Origin of the sequence: Streptomyces sp. NPDC020965, assembly GCF_044333555.1 — a bacterium.
Classification (GTDB): domain Bacteria; phylum Actinomycetota; class Actinomycetes; order Streptomycetales; family Streptomycetaceae; genus Streptomyces.
This window is the reverse complement of the sequence record NZ_JBIRRE010000001.1, coordinates 671,305-692,292: the sequence shown is the minus strand read 5'-3', so window position 1 is coordinate 692,292 and position 20,988 is coordinate 671,305. Positions and strand designations below refer to the sequence as shown.

Here is a 20,988-nt window from a genome sequence, read left to right as displayed (position 1 = left end):
TCGGGTGAAAGTCACGGGATCGGGGCCAGTGGGATTCAGAGGGACAGGGCGGTGTGGTAGGGCCAGTCGGCGTCGGTGTCTTCGCCGACCGGGCCGTGGCCGGGGGCCTCGGCCCAGGCGTGGTACTCCACGGGTGGGGGGACGAACCGCACGCCGAAGCACCAGTTCAGCTTCCGGCCGGTGATCGCGGCGGCCAGGACTGCGGCGAGACTCGATTCCATGCACGCGATTCGCACCGGCCAGCGGCGGCCCGCGTACCGTACCGCCGAGACCAGGTCCTCGGCGCGCTCGGGAGCGAGGGGGCGGCGGCCGAAGCGCCGGGCGAGGCGTACGAGGCGGACGGTGAGCTGGAAGGGGAGAAGCCGCAGCAGCAGCATGGCGGCGATCAGTCCGAGCCGGGCCGCGCACCGCTGGGGGAACGTGCCGGCGCGCACCGTCGTATATGTCTGGGGCATGGTCATCGCCGCCACCTCCGGAGCCTCCGTGCGGGGGTTGCACAGGTGGCCAGGCCGGCTGTGTCGAGGGCGTCGGCCACCGCGGCGACGTCGGTCATGGCCTGGTCCCCGGTGAGGCCGTAGCGTTCGGCGTACTGGCCGGCGGCCTGTTCCCGCGTGGTGGAGGCGCACAGGGACATGACGGCGGCTGCCGCGGTGGGGGAGAGGTGGGCCCACCGGCCCGTGCGCTCGTCGAGGATGGCGCCGCCCTCCGTCGTGAGGACGGGGTGGGCGTTCTCACGCAGTCGCCACATGGCGGCTCGCCTCCTGCCACCAGGTGGCGCGGCGGACATCGAGCCGGCGCAGCCAGACCTCGGTCGCCACCGCCAGGTGCACGGAGCCCTGCGGCGTGCGCTGTCCGGTCGCGGCCCGTTGGAGTGCTGAGGAGACGGGTTCGGTGCTGACCAGGCCGAGTGCGGCCAGACGGGACGCCGGGCCCAGGAGTGCGGTGATGGTGGCCGCGTGGTCGTGCAACCCGGCGTAGGAGATGCCGTTGAACACGCCCTTCGTCACCCGCTTGAGGACGAAGGACGGCACCGGGCCGTAGGGGAAGGCCGCGCTCAGGAGCGGCTTGTACGTCCCTGGGGTGCCGCGCTCCTCGGCGGGGACGGCCAGGCAGGAGCGGATGACGGTGTTGTCCAGGTAGGGGGCCGCCACCTCGACGCCGAACTCGGACTCGGCCAGGGCCCGCCACCCGTTCATGTCCGCCCCCAGGCGGAGCAGATCCTGACGGTCCGACCAGGCGGACAGGCGCTCCGGCACCCGGGGAAGGAGATCAGCGGTGTCGTCGAGGGCGTCGGCCAGTGAGCGGCGGGCTGGGGGCGTCATCCACGCGGCGGACGCTAGCAGTGGGGTCCAACTGTGCGGCGGCCGGTGATCCGGGTTCCAGGAAGGTGCCGGTTCGCGCAGCTCGGCGGCGGTGCGCCGGATCGCCCCGGGCAGGGTCATCCGGGCTGCGGGCCGGGCGCGCCGCAGAATCGTCCACACCGAGGTGCGGCCGACACGGGCACGGGCCTGGGCGTGAGCGTGGGCGGTGCGCCACGATCGATCGCGCAGCAGATCGGGCAGGTAGCTGCCGGCCGACAGAACCGTGTCACCGCCCGCGCCGGTGAAGTGCAGGCCCGGCCCGCCGCCGTCAGCGGTGACGGCGGCCAGGACCGCCCGCTTGAGGCCCGCAGTGACGGTATAGGAGTGCGGGGCATCCGTGAGAGGGAGATGACCAAGGTCGTCGAGCCCGCTGTAGTAGACGGTGGAGGGGGTGCCGGTGACGACGCGGTGGCGCAGGCCGGGAACGGTCGCGGCGGTGCGCCGGGCGTAGGCCAGGTCGTCGTTGCGCAGGCGCGAGTCGGTGAATGTCGTCGCGGTCACGGGGCCGTGGTTGGCCGCGAGGCAGGCCAGGGTGGTGGAGTCCAGACCGGCGAGGTCCGCGCTCACCGGCCGGTGGCCGTCCAGCCGGGCGGCGACGGCGAGCCGCAGCGCCGCGCCGGCGGCAGGGGCCGCTTGGCTGAGCGGCACCGGATCGTAGTCGGCGGGCTCGTACTCCTCGACGGTCGCGATGCCGGCGTCGATGCGCAGGAGGCATCCGGGCGGGACCCGGTGAACGTCGCGGAACAGGGACCGTTCGCCGAGGAGGTCGGGCTGCCCGAGGGCCAGGTGCGCCCCGACTGCGACCGGATCGACCGGTGCGGAGTCCAACGCGGCCAGTGCCGAGGCGGCACTCGCCCACCACATTCCGCCGTCCACCCGTCGCCAGTAGACCGGGTGCTGCCCGGCCAGGTCCCCGATCACCGTGGTGATCGGCCCGTGCTCCGCGACCATCAGGCAGGAGCCGGGCCAACCGGTGAGTTCCTGCCAGCGCTTGGCCCGCACCGCGCCGAGGATGAAGCCGAGTTCCCGGGCGTCGGCTGCGTAGTCGCCGATCACCGTCACGGCGGTATCGCTTGTCCGGACAGTTCGTACCTGGCGCTCGGGCCAGCCCGACGACCACAGCGTGGGCCGGCCGGGCACCTGCCGTCCGCCCGCCGGCCGGACTGCCGGCGCTGTCCGGCCCGTCCACCCCGTACACCACCTCATGCGATGACACTCCTTCGTGCTCGTCCTGGGAGAGTGCGGGCCGGGCCCGGGTACGCCATGCGTACCCGGGCCCGGCCTCTGGGCTGTGCGCCGGTCAGTCGTCTGCCGACTTGACGTACTGGGACTCGTCCGCGGTGTCGAAGTTGTTCGTCCCCAGGGTCACTTCGGTGACAGCCCCGGCGTCCAGCACGACGGGCTTGGCGTAGACCTCGGTGGTCGGCTGCTCCATCGCACTCACCTCCTCGCACTTCTCGGTGACGGACTCTCCGTAACCGGTGTCTTGCAAAGAGTGAACCGTGGTGGGGGGTTCACCGGTAGCGTGGTGAACGGTCGAAGCGGTATATCGCGTATACAGGGCGGACGCTGATGCGGAAGCACGCACCGAATCACCAGCTCAAGAGCCTTCTCGCCGAGGCCCGGCTCACCTACGAGACCACCGCCAGAGCGGTCCGTGCCGTCGCCGACGAACTGGGACTGCGCTTACAGACCAACAAGACGGCCGTACACCACTGGGTGAGCTACGGGGCCGTACCCGAGGGCCCCACTGCCCGTTGCCTCGCCGAAGCGCTCTCGCGGCGCCTCCGCCGCATCATCACTCTGCACGACCTCGGGCTGCCTTCCGCTACCGGGGCCGGTGATGACAGCATCGGACTGGCCCTCGGCCCAGACCCGGTCGAGGTACTTGCGACGATCGGAGAGGCCGACGTGCACCGCCGCAAATTCCTGACCGCCTCCGTCTACTCCTTCGCAGCAACCGCACTCCCTCTCGAACACGTCACGGAACTCGCGGGACGCGCCGCCGCCGCCCGCAGCGGAGCCATGGCCGGCGCAGCCGAAGTCCGCGCGGTCCGCGACATGGTCGCCCTGTTCACCGAGATGGACGAACGCCTCGGCGGGCAGCACGGCCGCGCCGCGTTCGTCCAGTACCTCATCTCCGACGTCGCACCGCTGTGCCGGGCCCGCTTCCGCACTGCTGCTCTGCACCGTGAGATGCTCTCCGTCGCCTCCTCGGCCGCGCACCTCGCCGGGTGGAAGGCATATGACAGCGGCGAGCAGGGCATGGCCCAGCGCTACTACATGCAAGCCTTCGCCCTGGCGGCGGAGTCCGGCGAAGTGGGCCAGGACGGCTTTGTCATGCGGACCATGTCCCAGCAGGGCATGAAGCTCCACGCACCGGAACGCTGCCTGGACCTCGCGGCCACGGGCCTGTCCCGCGCAGCCGGCCGCATCCCGGCCCGCGCCCAGGCGCTGTTCCACATCACCCACGCCCACGCCCTGGCCAAGACCGACCGGCGCCGGGAAGCCGCCGTGGAGATGGAAGCCGCCCGCACGGCCCTGGACAGCGGCCAGGGCGAGGACGTGCCGTTCTGGGCCCTGGCCTGGGGGCCGCCGGAGGCGACCGTCGCCTCCCGAACGGCGAAGGTGCTTGACACTCTGGGAGACCACCGGCGCGCAGGCCAGCACTACACCCGCGCTGCGGCGTCCCGCCCCGCTGACACCTACGCTCGCATCGTCGCCCTTGACCTGGTGTCCGCCGCCGAATCCCAGCTCAAGCAGGGCAGCCTCGAAGAGGCGTGCGCCACCTGGGGACGAGCGATGGACCACATGGACGGCGTCGCCTCCGCCCGAACCCGCAAAGCGGTCCGCACCATGCGCCGAGACCTCGCCCCCTACCGCACTCGCGGGCTCCGCTGCGCAACCGACCTCGACGAGCGCGCCACCGCATTCCTCACCCCATCCTGACGGCCGGCACGCCGAGGGCGCCATGACCTGATGCTCCCCGCCCGGAACCACCAAGTGACGATCCCTGGCCCGGATGATCAGCCGCGCACAGAACCTCCCTCCGACACACCCGCTCACCGAGGGGCCGAAACGGCCCCACCAGCCTGGAGGACGATGTGAGACGCCGAGACCTCATGACCGCCGCGGCAAGCATCGGCGCTGCGGCCATACTCTCTCCCGCCTCCGCCCAGGCGACCGTCCTACCCGTATCCCCGATGGAGCCACTGGACAGGGCCCTGGCCGCGCCAGTGCCCGCCCACCAGCACACTCCCCGCAAACTCGACAAAGCGCTCATCGCTGCGCGCGCGGACTTCTCCAGCGCCCGGTACACCGCACTGGGCGCGGCCCTTCCCGCGATCTTGGCCACAGCCGAGGCAGCCCGGGACCGGACCACCGCCGGGCGGGCCCGCGATCACGCTCATGCAGCCGTGGCCCGCGGCTACGTCCTCGCCACCGAACTCGCGGTCAAACATCATTCCCCCACAGCATCAGCTACCTCGGAGCGGGCGCTGAAGTCCGCCCACGCCAGCGGCGATCCCCAGGTCATCGCCGCAGCCGCCCGGATGGTCGCCATCTCCCTGCGTCGCGCCGGCCAGGCGGCAGACGCCACCCAACTCCTCACCCGAACGGCGCTCGCGCTCGACGAGGCCCATCGCGGAGACCCGCCGACCGCCGCCCTTGACGCGAAGGCGGTCCTGCTCCTCACTGCGGGCTACAGTGCAGCCGTCGCCGGCAGTCGCGGCACCGCGTTGGAACTGCTCGACGAGGCGGAGGAAACCCTCCGCCGGATCACCCACGCGCACCATCGTCATGACGGACTCTTCAGCCACACCGCCACATGGGCGCAATGCGCGATGTACCGAATCAGCAGCTACACCGCCCTACGCACACCGGACGAGGGCATCGTGTACGCCAACCGGATCGAGCCCTTCCGTCTCCCTACCCCGGAACGGACGGCGAGGTACCTGACCGACAGCGGGCGCATGTGGCACCAGATCGGAGACGGGCCGCGCACCTACGCGGCGCTCCGCGCCATCGAGCGCGCAGCGCCCGAGGAACTGCGACGCCCGGCACTGCGGACCTTGACCACCGACCTTCTCCACACGCCCCAGCACCTTCCCGGCATCCGGGAATTCGCCACCCGCCACGGTGCCCTCGCCTGACGTGAAGGTCGTAATGGCAATGGGTCCGGTGAGGAATTCACCGGACCCATTGCCATCGCCCCGGCAGGGCGGGGTGTTCTACCGTTTGTCACCCTTGTGCCTGCACCTCAGGCCATTTTCCACTTCACCGATCGTCGGTCGACGCGGCTGTCCGCAGACGTCGCAATGGCAGTCCCACGGCATGGTCCGGGACCCGGGGTAGGGGCCGTAGGGTGTATAGCCTGCCTCCTTCATGAGGAGACGTGCCTCTGTCTCTTCGGGTGAGATTGCAGCCGCCGCGGTGTGGGGCTGAGGTAAAGCCGGGAGACGCGGATAGCGCTCGCGTTGTGGAGTGCTTCCCCCGAAGGCGGCTCCGAGGCTAATCCAGCGTTTCGGCTGCGACTGTTTGGTCATGTGATCCCGTTCCCTTTGCGTGCGGGTGCAGTGAAAAGCGGTGCGAGTGGCCGGCGTATTCGATCTGATTCAGCGGCCGACGGGCAAACCTCTATTGCACGTCGGCAGCTTTCTGCGGGGCCCTCGCGGAAGCGAGGGGGTGGCTGGTGATGGCGAAGACGGCGTGCACTGACTGTCGGGGGGTGCTGACGTCGTGAACCACGCCACAGGGGAGCAGGAGGAGGTCTCCGGGCTCGGTCAGCAGCTCCGTCGGATCGCTGTTTCGGTCCGGCCAGATCGTCCAGAGCTTCGCTCCGCGGAGTTGGAGGATGAGTCCGTCCCATGCGTCGTCGTGCGGGCCGAGAGTGCGGTCCTGGGCGTTCGATTCGTACAGGGAGCAGACGACGCGCCGGCGCAAGGTCCGGGCGAGGTGGAGGGCGGTGAGGCTGTACCACCCGTCGCTCCGGACATCCGCGCTCTCGTAAACGAGGGTGCGGGGCCGCTCCTGGTAGGCGCGTGCGATGCCGGCACTGGTGTCCTCGCGCTGGAACTCCCCTTCGCGGTCCGTGAACGCGACCGTCTGGGCGTTCGTGCGGTGGTCGCCGATGGGCAGGGGAAGGGCGCGGAGCCACGACGGGTCCAGCAACCGGGGAATGTGAGTGGCGGTGGCGGGCGGCGCGCCCCGCCACGGCAGAACCGCCGTGGCGAGACGCGCCGTGAGAGCCACTGCCGCTGTCTGCTGAGTCAGAGCGTCCACGACAGGAGCCCCGGCTCAGATGACGAAGATGTGGCTCTCGGAACCGTCTTCGTGAGTGGAGCGCAGGTACTTTCCTGCCGTCGGGGCCGCCGCGTAGTCGAGGAACGAGTCATCGGCGGGGTCCATCGTCTGAGTGGCGTGCAGGACATCGCCGGGGGCCAGATCGACGACGTTCCGAGGGTGGAGTTCTATGACGCCGCGCTCCGTGTCGACCCGCTGGACCAGGACTTCGCCCGGTGCGAGGGCGATGGTCTCGGGGGTGAACAGCAGGGTGACGGCGGCAGCGAGGGGATGGCGGTCGAGGACGGCGTTCAGGTCGGTCAGCAGGGCGGTCTGCTGCGCCGCCAGGGTGGGCGCGGAGACGGTCATCACGGTCATGTTTGCTCCAGGTGGTGTCGTTGGTGTCGGGGTGGACCGGTCGGCGGGGACGGGCGGTGCCCTGGGGCGGCGACGGTTGCCGAACCGGAGCCGTGTTGCGCGCGATTGTGCGCGCGGGCTCTGAGGAACTGAGGCGCTCCGCCCTGTGACCGCGGTCAACTGGGCTTCTCCACGGTGCTCAACACCTACTCGGCGTAAGGACTTCGCCGGCCGCCGTGGCGTACTCGCCAGAGCGGACGGGTGGGACCTCGGCGCCGTCGCTGTCGTCTATGAGGGTGCGGAGGAAGGCACGGCTGTCCGCGCGGGTCGCGGCGCGGGTGCGGCAGAGGTCGAGTTTGGCGCTGACGGAGGAGTCGGTGTCGTCGGGGTAGCGGACGCCGTAGTTGAGGGTTTCCACGGTGTAGAGGGGGGTGGGCCGTATCCACAGCTGGCCGTAGACCACCCCCGCTCGAAGGGGCAGGTACTCGGACAGTCCGTCTCGGTCGCGGAGGATGACGCGGACGTCGGCGGTGCCGGCCAGTAGGTGGGCGGCTTGTTCACCGACCATGTCCGGGGTCCCGGCGCGGCGTATCGCGTCCTCGTGGAGGTAGGCGACGACGTTCTTGCCGTGGTCGGGCGGCAGGGCTCTGGACCCGGCCGGGGCGTCCCCGACGTCGCGGAGGAACTGTTCGTAGGAAGGGCACCGGAGCACCGCGGGGATCATGTTGATGCTGGCGAGGACGATGGTTCCCGCGAGGTATTCGAGGGCGGTGAGCCGGGCGTTCCACCGGTCGCTGGTGTCGCCCACGCTCTTGGGCAGTGCTGCGAGGGCGATGATCTCGGCGGCCTGCTCTGGGGAGTTCGGGAGGTAGAGGTCGGTGAGTCGTTCGAGGGCGTGGGCGTCGGCGGTGCTGCGTCCGGTCTCCACGCGCTGGAGGGTGGGGTAGGAGCAGTGGGCGCGTGCGGCGGCTTGGTGCGGGGTGAGATCCGCCTTCATACGTAGGGTGCGGAGGTAGGCGCCGGCGACGATGCGGCCGGGGCGAGCCGGGCCGGTGGTGATCATGAGGTGCCTTGGGGTGGTACGGACCGCCGGATGCGGCGGGCAAGTCGGATGAGGGGGCAGTGGCCGCCGGTGGCCGCGGTGACGGCGGCGGTCAGGTCGGTGTGGATGCCGGAGTTCAAAGGGCCGGTGAGGGCCTGGATCTTGGCCACGGCGGGTCCGCTGACGGTTTCGGCGGGCTGGTCCAGAACCACGTGGGCGTGTTCGAGCAGGCGGCGGACGATGCCCAGGTGATCGAACTCCATATGGATGAGGGGGCGCAGATCGAGGACAGCCCCCACGGTGGTTGTTGCGCTCGGTCATGAGGTGCGGGGGCGGGCGCAGGCGGTGTTGATGTACTGCTGGACGCGGGGGTCGAACCCGCCGGGAACGTGTTCGGAGAGTGTGTCGTGGGCGGCCCAGGTGACCTCTTCGATCTCGGCGAGGCGGGGCTTGGGGGCGGTGTCGTCTTGGAGCGTGCAGGCGATGTAGTGGACGCTCCAGCCGGTGAGCGGATGGATACGGTCACCCAAGTGTTCGGTGGCCTTGACCCTTAGCCCGGTCTCCTCCCAGGTCTCCCGTTCGGCCGTCTCCTCCAGGCGTTCGTAGCCCTCCGGTTTCCCGGCGGGCAGGGCCCAGACCAGGCCGGGTTCGGTCCGGACACGCCGAACGAGGAGGAGGCGCCGCCGGTGAACGATCACGGCTGCGGCGACCAACGGAGGATGGTGCTGGTACGTCATGGACTCGATTCCGGAATCAAGGGGAGAAAGGTTCAGGGGGTGAGGACTTCGGCGAGTCGCTGTTGGGAGAGGCTGATCAGCAGGAGTGGGTGGTCGCTGAGGCCGGTGGTCTCGACGACGCGGAAGTCTTCGACGGCGGTGAGCAGTCCGCTGGTGGCGTATGCGCGGTCGATCCGGCACGGTCCGCCTTGGTCGGGGTATCCGTCGGCGGGGGCCAGGACGTCGGTGCGGCCGGTGGTGAGGGCGAGGTGGCGGGCGATGTCCTCCATGCCGGCGGTGCGCAGGATGCGGTCGCTGTAGGTGTCGGGGACCAGCGAGCCGTCATCGCCGAGGACGAACCGGTGCGCGATGTGGGAGCGGTCCGCGATGAGCTTCGGGTTCGGCGGCGGGGTGTCGCCGGGGGTTCCGGGTTCGGGGTAGGAGTTGGCGTCCAGGACGGTCAGGGCCTCGCGGGGGCGGCCGTTGGGGTAGACGGGGGTGCGGTCGGCGGAATCGCGCCGGTCCGCGGCCTTGGTGAGTTCCTGCCCCTCCAGCTTCCGGGCCGGAGGTGAGGCGTAGTGGTGGTGCGCCACGGTGAACACCAGCTCCCGGGTCGCGGCGGGGAAGGCCGCGAGACGAAGGTCGACCGTGGTGGGCGGGCAGCCCCACGGGCTTCCGGGCGGGCGGGGATCGTTGCGGCGGACGAGCCGGAAGGCATCCGGCCGTATGAAGACGGCGGTCCGCAGGTCGGCGACGGCGGGGCCGCCGAGAATCCCCTGCGGGCGAAGGTGCGGCCGGTCCGGCGGGGTGAGGGCGACCTCCATGGCAAGAAGGTGCTCCGCGCTGGCACCGGTCCCTCGCACTTCTGCGCGGCCGATCAGGTGCGGGTCCAGGCTGCGGAGCAGTCGGTAGTAGTCGTGGCGTACGGCGGGGTCGCCTTTCCCTTCCAGCGCGAAGTTCCCGAAGACGGCGCGGAACAGCGTGTCCTGGGGCATGACGGTGGTCCTTCCCTTGGCGGGCGGGTGGTCGGATGGTTCAGTGCGAGGTGGGGACGCCGGCGAGTGCGCTCCAGACGGCTGTGCCGTCGAGCGGTTCTGTGTGAGACCGGGGGGCGATGTTGCCCGGTCCGGGAGGGATGGTCTCCAGGCCCTGGACGCACTGGTGGATGAAGTCGGGGTCCCGCATCCGTCCCCACCGGGCGCCGGTCGCGGCGGTCATGATGTCGGTGACGGCCTCGCGGATCGCAGGGTCGTGGCTGACGAGCTGGGTGAGGACCACGGTGCTGCCGGGCGGCAGCGCGCGGGCGGTTGCCCGGACGACATCGGCCGGGTCCGTCCCGTCGTCGGGCAGGCAGTCCAGCACCATGGAGAACAGGGCGACGATCGGCCGGTTCCAGTCGAGGAACGTACGGGTCGCCTTCTGGATCGTCCGGGTGTCCCGCAGGTCGCCGTCGACGACCTTGATGTTCTCGTTGTCCTCCAGGCCGGTCCGTGCGTGCGCGAGGACGATGGGGTCGTTGTCGACGTAGACCACCTTCGCCTCCGGGCGAACGCCCTGGGCTGCCTCGTGGACCAGGCCCCAGTCCCATGCGGGAAGTCCGCAGCCCAGGTCGAGGAACTGATCGGCCCCGTCGGTCGTGAGGGATCGCACCGCCTTCCAGAGGAAGATCCGGGAGTCCCGTACGAGCCGCCAGACCTGAGGGACAGCCTCTTGAAGCGCTGCCCCCGCTTCCCGGTCTGCCTGGTAGTTGTCGACCCCGCCGAACAGCCAGTCATGGATGTGCGCGGAAGACGCGTCGCGGATGGTGTTCAACAAGGCCGGCTCGCCGGCGGGCTGGACGAGGTTCACCGCTGCCGCCTCGATGCCGCAGCCCGGCCCTTGCCGCGTCCGCGGCCGGCGGGCCGGCTGTCGGGCGGCGGCGCGGGGGCGGGGGCACCGGTGAGAGCGGCGACGATGTCGGCCACGACGTAGGGGCGGTGGGCGGCGGGCGGGGTGAGCCAGTGGATGTCGCGGCAGCGGACCGCGGTGGCGGGCGGGATCTCCACGGTCACCCCGGGGCGCAGGAACCTCGTGCCGGGGACGTTCCACTGCTCAGGTTCGGTGTCGCGGGGTATGAGGAGCGTGATCACGCGGGCGAAGTCGTTGACGACGACGGGCCCCTGCTCCAGCGCCGGGTGAGTGCGCACGGCGTTCATGCCGGTGTCGTAGGGGACGCGTACCGTCTGGAAGTACACCCCGTTGCGCACTTTGCGGACCAGCCTGGGGTTGATCCAGCTCTGGTGGCCGCTGTCGTAGGCGGGGTAGTCGCGGCCGTTGTCGAGGACGTACTCCCCGATGATTCCTGGTCGCTGGGGCGCGGCGGGCGCGGGCATGACGGTGGTTCCCTTCAGGGCGTGGCGGTTGGTGCGGGGTGGGTCAGGCGGCGGCGCGGGGCGCGTGGGGGATGATTCGGCCGCTGGGAAGGAGCTGGCCACCGTCGTCGAAGGTGATGACGCCGTTGCACAGCCGGGTGTAGCCGGTGAGGAAGTCGCGGTTGACGGGTTTCGCGGCGGACCGGTCTTCGGCGGTCGCGGCGGGGCACGGGGGCCGGTGCGGGCATCGTTTGGGCGGTTGTGCGGCGGTTTCGGGCATGGGGAAGGCAACTCTCGGCGACAGTGATGAAGGGGATACGGGGTGTGGCCCCGCCCAGGGCCTCGGTCCTGGGCGGGACTCCTGGGTTCTAGTCGGCGGCCTGACGGAGGGCGTGCGCGAGCTGCTGGAGCTGTACGTCCCGGCTGGCCTTGATCAGCACCACATCGCCGGGCTGGAGGGTCCGGAGCAGGAGTTCCAGGGCGGTGTCCTGGTCGGGCAGGTGGACGGCGGTGATCTCGCCGTCGGTGGCGGCCTGCTGCATCCAGCGGGCTTCGTCGCCGCCGATGGTCAGGAGCTGATCCACCCCTTCAGCGGCGGCGACCTGCCCGACCTGCTCGTGGGCGGTGCGCGAGGAGGTGCCGAGTTCGTTCATTTTGCCGAGGACGGCGATGGTGCGTCGGCCGGTGCTGCGGCCCATGGCGGTGAGGGTCTTGAGCGCGTGGTGCATGGAGTCGGGGTTGGCGTTGTAGGCGTCGTTGATGATGGTGACGCCGTCCTCGCGGTCGGTCGTCTCCATGCGCCATCGCGACTGGGCGGTGGCGTTGCTGAGAAGTTCGGCGGTGGTGCCGGCGTCGAGTCCGGCTTCGTGAGCGACCGCGGCGGCGGCGAGGGAGTTGGCGATCTGGGGTTCGCCGGCTTGGCGCAGGCGGACGGGGGCGCCCCCGTCGGGGGTGATGAGCGTGTACTGCCCGCGGCCCTGGTCGTCGAAGGTGATGCCGCTGGCGCGGATGTCCGCAGATTCGGTGATTCCGAAGCTGAGGGCGCGGGCGCCGGTCCGGTTGCGCATGGCCATGACGCGGTGGTCGTCGGCGTTGAGGACGGCCAGGCCGTACGGGGGGAGTGCTTCGACGATCTCCGCTTTGGCTCGGGCGATGGCGTCCTGGCTGCCGAACTCGCCGAGGTGGGCGGTGCCGACGTTGGTGACGACGCTGATCGAGGGCGGGGCCACGGCGGTGAGGGTCCGGATGTCGCCGAGGTGACGGGCACCCATCTCCAGCACCAGGTACCGGGTGTCGGCGGTGGCGCGGCTGACGGTGAGCGGCAGGCCGATCTCGTTGTTGAAGGACTGTTCGGTGGCCACGGTCGGCCCGGCGGCGGGCAGAAGCTGGGCGATGAGGTCCTTCGTGCTGGTCTTGCCCGCGGAGCCGGTGATCGCGACCACGGTGGCGTCGGTGAAGCAGAAGCGCAGCAGGTGTTCGGCGAGGCGGGCGGCTGCGGCGAGGACATCGTCCACGACGATCGCCGGGGTGCCGACGGGCCGTGTGGTGAGGGAGGCGACCGCGCCGGCCCGGACCGCTTCGGCGGCGAAGGTGTGCCCGTCGGTGTGGTCACCGGTCAGCGCGAGGAAAAGACCTCCCGGGGTCACGGTGCGGGAGTCGAAGGTGAGGGGTTCCGTGATGAGCGCGGCGGGCTCGGGCACGTCGGTGAGGCGGCCGTCGACGACACTGGCGACGGCGGTGAGGGACATGGGGTCCACGGTGGCGCTGTCCGATCAGGTCAGGGGGGATACCGGGGCGGTGTGTTCTTCGGCGGCCGGGGCTACGGGGCCGGTTTCGGTGCGCGGGTGCAGGTCGAGGGCGACGCCCCGGCCGGCGAAGAAGTCGGCGAACCGCGCGGTCGGGAGGATGGCCTCCCGGGATTGGGCGGTGTGCCCGGAGGGGTTGTTGAAGATCAGGTCCCCGTCCGGGGTGTGGCCCCTGACGAGGACGAGGTGGCCGCCCTTGCTCGGGGGTTCCTGGTCGGGGGTGCGGATGGTCTTGTGGACGGACGCCATCACCAGATGTCCGTCGTCAAGAAGGCTGGTTAGCTCGTCCATGGTGAGACGGGGGTGCACGACCGCGCCCAGGCCGTGTGCGGCGCGCGCGTACTCGGTGAACGGCGCGTAGATCAGGCCCTTGATCGTCCCGTCGTCCTGTTCGGTGTAGGCGCCGTAGTGCCGGGCTCCGTCGAGGAGGCCGAAGAGGGAGGGCGCGTAGCCGTCCCGGTGGAGCAGGGCCATCCGCAGGCACGTGATCCCGCACAGATGACGGCACCACCTGCGGTACTCGTCCCGGCTGGCGGCGCCGCTGGTGGACCAGGCGTGGTCGTCTCCGGGGTCGTGGTTGTCGTAGGCGATGGCGAAGACGAGTTCGGGGCTGGCGTATTGGGTGAGGGCCGGCACGGTATGCGGGGGCCTGGGTTTTCCGGGGGCGGGGCTATCGCAGCAGGGCGGCAGCATGATGATCCTCTCGGGTGGCGACGGAGTCGATGAGCGTCTTGTAGCGGGGCCAGTCGACGTTCCCGCCGGACAGGATCACGCCGACGGGGCCGGGCGGCAGCAGGGCGGGGGCCTGGAGGAGCCCGGCGAAGGCGACCGCGCCGGACGGTTCGGCGGCGGCCCGGTAGTGCCGCCACAGGAACGCCATCGCCTCAGCGATCAGGGCCTCGGGCACGGTGACGATGTCGGCCAGCAGCCTCCGGTTGATCTCGAAGGTCAGGCCCCCGGGCCGGGTGTGGCCCAGACCGTCCGCGATGGTGGACGGGGGCGGGATGCGGACCCTGCGGCCGGTGGTCAGAGAGCGGCGGGTGTCGTCAGCCGTCTCCGGCTCCACGCCGAACACGCCCACGGCCGGGTCGTGGTGGGAGGCGGCCAAGCAGGTTCCGGCGGCGAGCCCGCCTCCCCCGACTGCGACGAGGATCACGGCGAGGTCGGGACGTTCGCGCAGCATCTCCCATGCCGCCGTGCCGGCCCCGGCGATCACCGGGTGGGAGTCGGCCGACGGCACGATGGACAGGCCCTCCTCGCGGGCAAGGCGGTGCACGATCTCGTCCCTCCGGCCCGTGGTCCGGTCGTAGGTGACGATCCTCGCGCCCAGCGCCTGGACGCCCTGCACTTTGGTCCTCGGCGCGTCGGCCGGAATCACCACGGTGGCCGGTGCTCCGAAGTGCCGCGCGGCGAGCGCGAGGGCTTGGGCGTGGTTCCCCGATGAGGCGCCCACTACCCCTCTTCCTCGTGCGGCGGGGGAGAGCTGGGCGACGGCGTTGAACGCGCCACGCACCTTGAAGGAGCCGGTGAGCTGCATGTTCTCCGCCTTGACCACGGTCTCCCGGCCGAAGGCATCGTTCACGGCGGGCGAGGAGAGCAGCGGGGTCGGGGCGATCAGGTGATGGATGCGGTCGGCGGCGGTCAGCACGTCGTGCGAGGTCAGCAGAGACATGGCCGTCCCCCTTTACGGCTGGGCGCGGCGGTCGACGCGCGCCGTGCGGACGATGTGGGCGAGAAGCTGCTCGTAGGAGAATCCGGCGGCGTCCGCCATGCGGGCGAAGTTCCCCTGCCTGGACAGGCCCGGGAGCGTGTTGACCTCCAGCCACACCGCGAAGCCCTCGGCGGAGACGACGAAGTCGTGACGGCTGTAGCCGTGGCAGCGCAGTCCGCGGTGCGCCCGCCGTGCGGCGATCTCCAGTTCCCGCCGCTCTGCCTCCGTGACCCGCGCCGGGCAGTGGTAGGTGGTCAGGCCCTGCTCACGCTTGGCCTCGTACGAGTAGATGCCCCCCGCGGTCACCGTTTCCAGCGTCGGCAGCACATGCAGCCCTCCGCGGGGGTCCTCCAGGACACCGACGCTCACCGAGCGGCCCTCGATGTACCGCTCGGCCATCGTCTCCACCCCGGCCGAGGCGTTGATCCCGGCGATCAGTTCCTCCGGGGTCCGGGCCAGCACCAGACCGATCGACCCGCCCTCGGAGACGGGCTTGAGGATCACGGGCAGGCCGCACCGCTCGGCCACGTGCTCCGCCTCGTCCTCGGCGGACATCTTCGACGAGATGCTGGTGTAGGGGGGGACCGCGACATCGCGGGCGGCGGCGAACCTCTTCGCGGTCGTCTTGTGCATCCCGGCGGCCGATGCGAGCACACCACTGCCTGTATAGGGGACACCGATGGACTCCAGCAGCCCCTGCAACCGGCCGTCCTCCGCGCCCCGGCCCGCGATGGCCAGGAGTGCCAGCTCGCATTCGCGCAGCCCGGCGATCAGCGTGTCCGGGTCCCCCGACGAATCCAGCACCCGGTACTCGATTCCCAGACCGCCCAGGGCCTCGGCGACCGTTTTGCCGGACAACAGGGCGCGGTCCCGCTCCTGTGACCAGCCGCCGGTCACGACGGCTAAGGGGCGGGTGAACTCGTCGGGGGTGAGGGTTTCGATCTTCATGGACAGCTCCTTCGGTTGGGCAGGGTCGTGTGCCTGAGGGGTGCGGGTGGAGGCCGGCAGGGCGGGGGCGTGTGTCTGGACCGTGCTCGGCGCGGGGCGGGTGGATTTCCAGCCCTCGTCGCCGGCCACGATGTCGAGGACGTCGAGAGTGGCCATGGCGAGCCTGCGCAGGTATCCGGTGGCGGCGGACACCGGCGTCGTCAGCGCCTCCGCCCGCGCCATCGCCTCGCGCGTCCGGGGGCCGTAGAACAGGGTGCTGAACCTGACCGACGGCCTGTGCGCCGGCCGGGAGACTTCCGCGTGCGCGTGCTCCTCCGGGGGATCGTGCGGGAACGGCTCCCCCAGAACCCGGCGAGCCCGCGCGAGCACGGCCGCGTCAGTCTCGGTCGGACTGCCGTTGAGACGTCCGTCCAGGAGAACGAGGAGTTGTTTCAGCGCGCGTCCGAGCCGCGGTGCGAGAAGCGCGATGTCCCCCGGCTCCGGAGGAAGTCCTACGCCGAGGGCCCGTTCGAGATCTTCATAGACCACTTCGACAGCCGCGAAGGCGCGGTACCGCACGAGTAACTGCTCACGAAAAGCGGCATCGGCGGGGCCCGGCACCGTGGCCGTCGAGCCGCCCGTCACGGCCGCGCCCTTTCCGCGCAGGCCGGCACGGCGAGGGTGCACCACGTCTTCGTGCCGTCGCGGCTAACGCCCCACTCGGTGGCGTACGCGGCGACGATGAACATTCCGCGTCCGCTCTCGTCGTCCGGGCCGGCTACGGAGACGTCCGCGCGGCTGCCGGGCGATCCGTCGTCCACCTCGATCGCGATCATGCCGCCGGTGACCAGGATTCGGCAGGTGACTCGTTGACCGTCGCCATGCTTGAGCGCATTGGTGACGAGTTCGCTGACCAGGAGCTGCGCGCTGTCGACGAGGTCGGCCAGTTCCCAGAAGCGGAGCTTGGCGTAGCAGACGCGGCGGAGGTGGCCGACCCAACGGCCATCGATCGTGGAGAAGGAACGGCCATCGCCCTGCGGTCTGCGGTAGAGGGACATCGTCACCTCGTCGCGTACCTCGTCAAGGTCAGTGGCGAGAAGGTGCCCGGTGATGCTTTCGGCGGTAATGCTCAGGCTCATCGCGGCCTCGGCTCTTTGGAGGGGAGGACGAACAGCCGTGCCCGACGGGGAGATCGGGACGACGGTCCGCGGCCGGAGACGGCGGAACTCACCGGCCGACCGGCAGGCATGAACCACGCAGGGCGCGGCGCGTCACCGTAAGTCAGGACACGGTCACTTCCTGCCGGAGCCCTAGCTTGCTCCTTTTTCGGGTCCGGGCGCAACACTTTCGCTGGAGATGCTAAAAAGGCGCGAACGTCTGTACGCATGGCCAAGCGCGACGTGGGCGTGACAAACTGCGACCATGACGCAGAAGAGGGCGACGCCGTCAATCAAGAGGCGACGGGTGGGTGGCCAACTGCGCCGCTGGCGCGAGGCAGTCGAGATGCCGTCAGCCGACGTCGCGCGGGCGATGGGGTGGAGTCAGGCACGCTTTTCCCGAATCGAGCGTGGCTACTACCGTGTCACGAGCGACGAGGTACACGGCATCTGCGCGAAGATCGGCGTCGACGACCCGGAAGGCGTGAGCGAGGTCGCCCGCGTTGCGGAGGACTCCCCGGGCACTGGGTGGTGGGCGTCGTACTCCGGCCGCATCGGTCAGAACTACTTGGACTTCATCGAGCTTGAGTCCGAAGCGGAGACGATCCGCATCCACCACCCCGTCGTCATCCCCGGCCCGATCCAGACCGCTGGGTACGCGCGCGAAATCCTGACCCACACGGCCACCCGAGAGGAAGGCCAGGGCGAGATGCTGGTGTCCATCCGCATGGCCCGTCAGGAAATCCTCACTCGCAAGAAGCCTGTTCAGTTCCATGCCCTGGTGCCGGAACTGGCTCTCCATGCTCGCTTCGGCGAGGGCGCCGGCATCATGCCGGATCAGCTCCGCAAGCTGCTTGACGTGGCAGACATGCCCAACGTGAAGTTGCAGATCGTCCCTCTCACTGCTCACCCGGCTTACGTGACGAAGGGACCGATGACCCTCCTCACGTTCCGCCACCCTTGGGTGCCCGTCGCCAGCGTGGACAACCAGATGGGCGGAAGCCATACGGAAGGCGCAGAGGAAATCAAGTATCTGGACGCCGAGTTCGATGCCGTCGGCTCCATCGCCCTTCCCGTGGATGAGTCACGGGATCTGCTCGCCGAGTATCTGGAAGGAATGCGCAAGTGACCATGGACAAGGGGACATCCCTGATGGCACCAGAGATCGAAGGGGCCGTCTGGAAGAAGTCGTCCTACAGCGGCAGCGGTGAAGGACAATGTGTCGAGATCGCTGACCTGACGGCCACCCTGCACGACGGTGTCGGAGTCCGCGATTCGAAAGACCCGAGTGGTCCGGCATTGGTGTTCGCGCCATCCGCGTTCGCGGGCTTCATCACGGAGGTCCAGGGCGGCGGGCTCACCGCCTGACGTTCCGGAGAAACGGCGAGGTCTGCCTCCCCCATCCAACCTGGGGGAGACAGACCTCGCCGCACCGTACCCACCGTGAGATCACTTGCCTACAGACCGATGCTGACTGGCGCGTCGCTCGCGATTCGCACGTGCACGCCCCCCACTGCTCTTACGCGCCGGGCTGACCACGGCGCGTCGCGTCACTGGCCTCTGTCCGGTGCTCTCCGAGGGGCAGTGAGCGGCTGCCACGACAACGGAACGATGAAGCCGCGCGCCTCCGCGCCACAGGATCGGAGGCTGTCAGCGGTCTTGTTCACTCCAGCGAGATGGCGGGCATCTCGCGGTGCTGGAGGTGCTGGCCGGCCGCGTCGACGGTGAGCCTGAACGTATCCGGGCCGGGGTGACCCGCCGCAGCGTGCGCGTCGAGAACTTCTTCGACGCGGTCCCAGAGGCGGAGGGGGCCGGCCTGTCGGACGTGCAGTCGATCGCCGTCGGGAGTGAGGGCGGCCACGGAGCCGGTGGTGATGTCGATCAGACAGGTCGTGTCGTCGATGGTGGTGATCTGGCTGTTCGGCAGGGCCGACTGGATCAGGAAGCGGGTGAAGAACGCCTCCTCCGATTCGGCGGTGAGCCAGTCAAGCGTGTGATGGGTGATGGTGGGAACCGCGTCGGCCAGGAGCGTGTTCCAGTGCGCGGGGTTTCCGAAGCCGGGAGCCTGGTGGGGGCGGGCGAGCATGAAGGACACCGCGCCCGGCAGGAGCGGACCGCTGGCGGTCCCGTCCTCGTGGACGGTGAGCAGGGTACGGCCGAAGCCGAACTGCCAGCCTCCGAGGGTCGTGAGGATCTTCCCCCCGGGCCGGGTCTGCGCGATCCACGGCCGGGGAACGGTACGCACGGAACAGGCGGCGACGATCCGGTCGAACGGGGCCGACGGCCAGTACCCGTACAGGCCGTCCGCGACCGCGAGATCGGGGGTATACCCCAGGCCGTACAGAGCGGTGGCCGCCTGTTCGAGCCGATGGTTGTCGACTTCGACGGTGGTGATCGCGTCAGACCCGTAGCGTTCGCACGCCAGCGCGGTGGAGTAGCCGGTGCCCGTCCCGATCTCCAGAATGTCCTGGCCCTCGGCCAGATCCGCGTCCTCCCACATCCGCACGACCAGCGACGGCAGGGTCGACGACGAGGTAGGGGAGCCACCGTCGCGAGGCTCGGGGTTCTCCCAGTCGGGCTCGTCGCCGTCGAACTGGGTGACGAGGCTCTGGTTGGTGTAGACGGCGGTGAGCCACCGCTCGGGATCACGTTCGGTGGTGACCGGCTCCCACCAGGTGAACCCGCGCGGTGAGGGCTTCTCGGCCGGCAGGTAGAACCCGGGGGCGAACCGGTGCCGGGGTACCGTCTCCACGGCCTGGCGCCAGCCATCGGCCCGCTCGTCGCGCACCACGGCAGCGGCCAGTTCGCTCCGGAGCTGCTGCGCGCGCTGCTCGCGCCCGGAGTCGTCTGTGCTGGTCATGGTCGGGGTCCTTCCGTCAGGAGGCGGGCGAACGCTACGGCGATGTCCGTGGAGTCGGGCAGCCACCCCCACTGTCCGTTGGGGTTGCACTCGATGAACGTGAACCGCTCCGGCGCGTCCTCGGGCAGATCCTCCCGCAGCGCGAAGTCGAAGCAGCCGAAGACGAGCCCGAAGGCTTCCAGATACGTGAGCAGCGCCTTGGCCAGCACGGGGGGAACGGCGAGAGGCTGGTGGTCCAGCTCGTCCCAGTCGCCTCGACGCCAGTCCAGGGCACCGTCCGGCGCGCAGATCCGCTGCGCGAAGACCTTCCGCCCCACCACAGTGATCCGGGCGTCCGCTGTCTTGGGCACCTCGGCCTGAAACAGGTGCGCGGTCAGGGCAACGGAGGCGTCCAGCGTTTCCGGGTTGATCCGCTGCGCCCAGATCGCGCCGGCCTGCCCGTCGTCCGAGACGGGCAGGCCCCGGAAGGGCTTGTAGACCACCGGACCGTGCTCGGCGGCGAAGGCGCGCGCCCGCTCGACATCGTTGGTGATCAGCGTCGGGGGCACCACTAGGCCGATTGCCACGGCCGTCTGGAGCTGGGCCGCTTTGAACTCCGCACGGGTGACGGCAGCCGGATGATTCACGTAACGGCATCCCGGGATGTTCGTCAGAATGCCGCCCAGGCCGTGCTTCGCCTCCGCCGCAGCGAACACCCTCGACTGCTGATCGGCTCCTTCGAGGCGTGGCATCAGCCAGGGGCTCGGCCGGCGGTAGTACACGGCCCCGATCTCCTCCAGCGCCACCGCGCGGCTCGGGGTTGTCACCGAACCCGTCCACCCGCAGGGGCCCAGCGCGGCCCCGAACGTCAGATCGGGGCCGATGTCCGCAGGATCGACCCGCACCACCCGCGCACCGAGGCCGTTCAGCTCCTCGATCACGAGATCCGCGGTGACATCCTCCAGGGACGTCACCGCCAACACCGCGTGGCCCACCGGGTCAGTCGGCTTCGTAGTCGGTCGTCACATCATCCTCGACCTGCGGCTTCGGCGCCTGGCCGTCGCTGCCCCCCGAACCCCCGGACTTCGACACCGTTCCCTTCGTCTTGTTCGTTCCGTGCTTACTCATCTCGATGACCTGCCCCGCCGCGTCGGTGTAGCGGGCGAGCTGCGTCAACGGGTCCAGCTCAACGTGCGCGTAGGGCGGTGGCGACACCGGCAGCCGGTCGGTCGCTAAGCCCAGCCCCCAAGGAACATTCGTCATCGACAATCCCTTCCCTTCCCCGGTAAGCAGGGCCATCCCCGTGGCCCGAAGCTCAAGGTGACCCTACCGATCCACCCTGCGGGTCCCGTGGGATTTTGCCATTACCTCTCGCTCGGCTTGGGCGGTGAATTTCCGCGGGGTGTAACAGATTCTCGGCGGCGACGTACATAGGCATGAAG

The 20,988-nt window shown here is 70.1% G+C and carries 25 protein-coding genes; 4 read left to right on the top strand and 21 right to left on the bottom strand.

Annotated elements, in window-relative coordinates; translation table 11 throughout:
- Positions 1-35 precede the first annotated feature (35 nt).
- The 4 genes from ACH4S7_RS03015 to ACH4S7_RS03000 all read right to left on the bottom strand — a co-directional run bounded on the left by ACH4S7_RS03015 (position 36) and on the right by ACH4S7_RS03000 (position 2,853).
- The gene (locus ACH4S7_RS03015; protein ID WP_398519287.1) at positions 36-461 is read right to left on the bottom strand and encodes a lasso peptide biosynthesis B2 protein; all 426 of its coding nucleotides are present in this window, start codon (positions 459-461) and stop codon (positions 36-38) included.
- Positions 458-748: a PqqD family peptide modification chaperone gene (locus ACH4S7_RS03010; protein ID WP_398519286.1), complete on the bottom strand. Its 291-nt coding sequence runs from the start codon at positions 746-748 to the stop codon at positions 458-460. Before ACH4S7_RS03010 ends, ACH4S7_RS03015 begins: the two co-directional genes overlap by 4 nt.
- Positions 732-2,567, bottom strand: coding sequence for an albusnodin/ikarugamycin family macrolactam cyclase (locus ACH4S7_RS03005; protein ID WP_398519285.1), 1,836 nt, complete (start codon positions 2,565-2,567; stop codon positions 732-734). Before ACH4S7_RS03005 ends, ACH4S7_RS03010 begins: the two co-directional genes overlap by 17 nt.
- Before the next feature lie 94 nt (positions 2,568-2,661).
- On the bottom strand, positions 2,662-2,853 hold the full coding sequence (locus ACH4S7_RS03000) for a hypothetical protein (RefSeq protein ID WP_398519284.1): 192 nt from the start codon (positions 2,851-2,853) through the stop codon (positions 2,662-2,664).
- A gap of 80 nt (positions 2,854-2,933) precedes the next feature.
- Between ACH4S7_RS03000 and ACH4S7_RS02995 the strand changes: the two genes are divergently transcribed.
- Both ACH4S7_RS02995 and ACH4S7_RS02990 read left to right on the top strand, forming a co-directional pair.
- The gene (locus ACH4S7_RS02995; RefSeq protein WP_398519283.1) at positions 2,934-4,310 is read left to right on the top strand and encodes a hypothetical protein; all 1,377 of its coding nucleotides are present in this window, start codon (positions 2,934-2,936) and stop codon (positions 4,308-4,310) included.
- 254 nt (positions 4,311-4,564) lie between these two features.
- Positions 4,565-5,512, top strand: a complete 948-nt coding sequence (locus ACH4S7_RS02990) for a transcriptional regulator (protein WP_398519282.1) — start codon at positions 4,565-4,567, stop codon at positions 5,510-5,512.
- Between the two features lie 484 nt (positions 5,513-5,996).
- Here ACH4S7_RS02990 and ACH4S7_RS02985 read toward each other — a convergent pair whose 3' ends face one another.
- From ACH4S7_RS02985 to ACH4S7_RS02920, 14 genes are all read right to left on the bottom strand, one after another.
- A complete protein-coding gene (locus ACH4S7_RS02985) occupies positions 5,997-6,641 on the bottom strand; it encodes a JmjC domain-containing protein (protein WP_398519281.1) in 645 nt (214 codons plus the stop codon).
- A 15-nt stretch (positions 6,642-6,656) separates the two neighbouring features.
- Positions 6,657-7,019 (bottom strand): hypothetical protein, encoded by a 363-nt coding sequence (locus ACH4S7_RS02980; RefSeq protein WP_398519280.1) that lies wholly within the window; start codon positions 7,017-7,019, stop codon positions 6,657-6,659.
- A 178-nt stretch (positions 7,020-7,197) separates the two neighbouring features.
- Entirely contained in the window at positions 7,198-8,061 is an 864-nt protein-coding gene (locus ACH4S7_RS02975; RefSeq protein ID WP_398519279.1) for a Scr1 family TA system antitoxin-like transcriptional regulator, read from the bottom strand.
- The gene (locus ACH4S7_RS02970) at positions 8,058-8,303 is read right to left on the bottom strand and encodes a hypothetical protein (protein ID WP_398519278.1); all 246 of its coding nucleotides are present in this window, start codon (positions 8,301-8,303) and stop codon (positions 8,058-8,060) included. The genes ACH4S7_RS02975 and ACH4S7_RS02970 overlap by 4 nt, the downstream gene beginning before the upstream one ends.
- Positions 8,304-8,357: 54 nt before the next feature.
- Positions 8,358-8,777 carry an NUDIX hydrolase gene (locus ACH4S7_RS02965; protein ID WP_398519277.1) on the bottom strand — a complete coding sequence of 140 codons (420 nt, stop codon included), beginning with the start codon at positions 8,775-8,777 and terminating at the stop codon, positions 8,358-8,360.
- 32 nt (positions 8,778-8,809) lie between these two features.
- Complete coding sequence (locus ACH4S7_RS02960; RefSeq protein ID WP_398519276.1) at positions 8,810-9,751, bottom strand: hypothetical protein; 942 nt, start codon at positions 9,749-9,751, stop codon at positions 8,810-8,812.
- A gap of 40 nt (positions 9,752-9,791) precedes the next feature.
- A complete protein-coding gene (locus ACH4S7_RS02955; RefSeq protein ID WP_398519275.1) occupies positions 9,792-10,604 on the bottom strand; it encodes an SAM-dependent methyltransferase in 813 nt (270 codons plus the stop codon).
- Complete coding sequence (locus ACH4S7_RS02950; protein ID WP_398519274.1) at positions 10,601-11,128, bottom strand: hypothetical protein; 528 nt, start codon at positions 11,126-11,128, stop codon at positions 10,601-10,603. Before ACH4S7_RS02950 ends, ACH4S7_RS02955 begins: the two co-directional genes overlap by 4 nt.
- A 43-nt stretch (positions 11,129-11,171) precedes the next feature.
- Positions 11,172-11,387 carry a DUF5999 family protein gene (locus ACH4S7_RS02945; RefSeq protein ID WP_398519273.1) on the bottom strand — a complete coding sequence of 72 codons (216 nt, stop codon included), beginning with the start codon at positions 11,385-11,387 and terminating at the stop codon, positions 11,172-11,174.
- A gap of 88 nt (positions 11,388-11,475) precedes the next feature.
- Positions 11,476-12,864 carry a UDP-N-acetylmuramoyl-tripeptide--D-alanyl-D-alanine ligase gene (gene murF, locus ACH4S7_RS02940; RefSeq protein ID WP_398519272.1) on the bottom strand — a complete coding sequence of 463 codons (1,389 nt, stop codon included), beginning with the start codon at positions 12,862-12,864 and terminating at the stop codon, positions 11,476-11,478.
- Positions 12,865-12,879: 15 nt separating this feature from the next.
- A complete protein-coding gene (locus ACH4S7_RS02935) occupies positions 12,880-13,548 on the bottom strand; it encodes a C39 family peptidase (protein ID WP_398519271.1) in 669 nt (222 codons plus the stop codon).
- A gap of 34 nt (positions 13,549-13,582) precedes the next feature.
- The gene (locus ACH4S7_RS02930) at positions 13,583-14,584 is read right to left on the bottom strand and encodes a threonine/serine dehydratase (protein WP_398519270.1); all 1,002 of its coding nucleotides are present in this window, start codon (positions 14,582-14,584) and stop codon (positions 13,583-13,585) included.
- A gap of 12 nt (positions 14,585-14,596) precedes the next feature.
- On the bottom strand, positions 14,597-16,237 hold the full coding sequence (locus tag ACH4S7_RS02925) for a DUF6415 family natural product biosynthesis protein (RefSeq protein WP_398519269.1): 1,641 nt from the start codon (positions 16,235-16,237) through the stop codon (positions 14,597-14,599).
- Positions 16,192-16,689 carry an ATP-binding protein gene (locus ACH4S7_RS02920; protein WP_398519268.1) on the bottom strand — a complete coding sequence of 166 codons (498 nt, stop codon included), beginning with the start codon at positions 16,687-16,689 and terminating at the stop codon, positions 16,192-16,194. Before ACH4S7_RS02920 ends, ACH4S7_RS02925 begins: the two co-directional genes overlap by 46 nt.
- 283 nt (positions 16,690-16,972) lie before the next feature.
- Between ACH4S7_RS02920 and ACH4S7_RS02915 the strand changes: the two genes are divergently transcribed.
- Complete coding sequence (locus ACH4S7_RS02915; protein WP_398519267.1) at positions 16,973-17,836, top strand: helix-turn-helix domain-containing protein; 864 nt, start codon at positions 16,973-16,975, stop codon at positions 17,834-17,836.
- A gap of 2 nt (positions 17,837-17,838) precedes the next feature.
- Complete coding sequence (locus ACH4S7_RS02910; RefSeq protein ID WP_398520007.1) at positions 17,839-18,075, top strand: DUF397 domain-containing protein; 237 nt, start codon at positions 17,839-17,841, stop codon at positions 18,073-18,075.
- Positions 18,076-18,370: 295 nt separating this feature from the next.
- On the opposite strand, the gene tgmC is transcribed toward ACH4S7_RS02910, so the two are convergent.
- From tgmC to ACH4S7_RS02895, 3 genes are read right to left on the bottom strand one after another with little or no spacing between them, the layout of a single operon-like run.
- Positions 18,371-19,567, bottom strand: coding sequence for an ATP-grasp peptide maturase system methyltransferase (gene tgmC, locus ACH4S7_RS02905; RefSeq protein ID WP_398519266.1), 1,197 nt, complete (start codon positions 19,565-19,567; stop codon positions 18,371-18,373).
- Positions 19,564-20,520, bottom strand: coding sequence for an ATP-grasp ribosomal peptide maturase (gene tgmB, locus ACH4S7_RS02900; protein ID WP_398519265.1), 957 nt, complete (start codon positions 20,518-20,520; stop codon positions 19,564-19,566). Before tgmB ends, tgmC begins: the two co-directional genes overlap by 4 nt.
- A 25-nt stretch (positions 20,521-20,545) precedes the next feature.
- Positions 20,546-20,809: a putative ATP-grasp-modified RiPP gene (locus tag ACH4S7_RS02895; RefSeq protein ID WP_398519264.1), complete on the bottom strand. Its 264-nt coding sequence runs from the start codon at positions 20,807-20,809 to the stop codon at positions 20,546-20,548.
- Positions 20,810-20,988 lie beyond the last annotated feature (179 nt).